General features: G+C 66.8%; 1 protein-coding gene. It reads right to left on the bottom strand.

The window, feature by feature from the left end:
- A partial coding sequence (locus tag MJ956_RS04315) for a xanthine dehydrogenase family protein molybdopterin-binding subunit (RefSeq protein ID WP_253963248.1) occupies positions 1 to 874 on the bottom strand: 874 nt, incomplete at both ends.

Below are 874 nucleotides of genomic sequence, written 5' to 3'. Positions count from 1 at the left end.
CTCGCCGTTCTCGATGACGATGTCGCCCTCGTCGGCTTCCAGAACGTGCGCGGCGATCTTCTTGGCCTTGGCCTCGACCTTGTCGAGCGCCTTGTGGATCGCCGACATGCCGACGGCGCCGGAACGCGAGCCGTAGGTCCCCATGCCGAACTGCACCTTGTCGGTGTCGCCATGGACGACCTGAACATTCTCGACCGGCAGACCGAAACGCTCCGACACGAGCTGGGCGAAGGTGGTCTCATGGCCCTGGCCGTGGCTGTGCGAACCGGTGAGGATCTCGATCGTTCCGACCGGGTTGACCCGCACCTCGGCCGATTCCCACAGGCCGACGCCGGCGCCGAGCGAGCCGACCGCCTTCGACGGCGCGATGCCGCAGGCCTCGATGTAGCAGCTCATGCCAAGGCCGCGCAGCTTGCCGCGCTGCTTGGCCTCCGCCCGCCGGGTCTCGAAGCCGGCAACGTCGGCGGCCTGCATGCCGGCGTCCAGCGTCGCGTCGAAATCGCCCGCGTCATAAGCCATGATCACCGGCGTCTGGTGCGGGAAGGAGCGGATGAAGTTCTTGCGACGCAGTTCCGCCGGCGAGATGCCGAGTTCTCGCGCCGCCGTCTCCATCGTACGCTCGATGACATAGGTCGCCTCGGGACGCCCGGCGCCGCGATAGGCGTCGACCGCGACCGTGTTGGTGTAGACCGCCCGGACATTGGCGTGGATCGCCGGGATATCGTACTGACCGGAAAGCAGGGTCGCGTAGAGATAGGTCGGGGTCGCCGACGAGAACAGCGACATGTAGGCGCCGAGATTGGCGATCGTGTCGACCTTGAGGCCCAGGATCTTCTGGTCGGCGTCGAGCGCCATCTCCACCTCGGTGACGTGG

Origin of the sequence: Aurantimonas marianensis (assembly GCF_024195285.1) — a bacterium.
In the GTDB taxonomy this organism is placed as follows: Bacteria; Pseudomonadota; Alphaproteobacteria; order Rhizobiales; family Rhizobiaceae; genus Aurantimonas; species Aurantimonas marianensis.
This window is presented reverse-complemented; position numbering and strand designations above follow the sequence as displayed.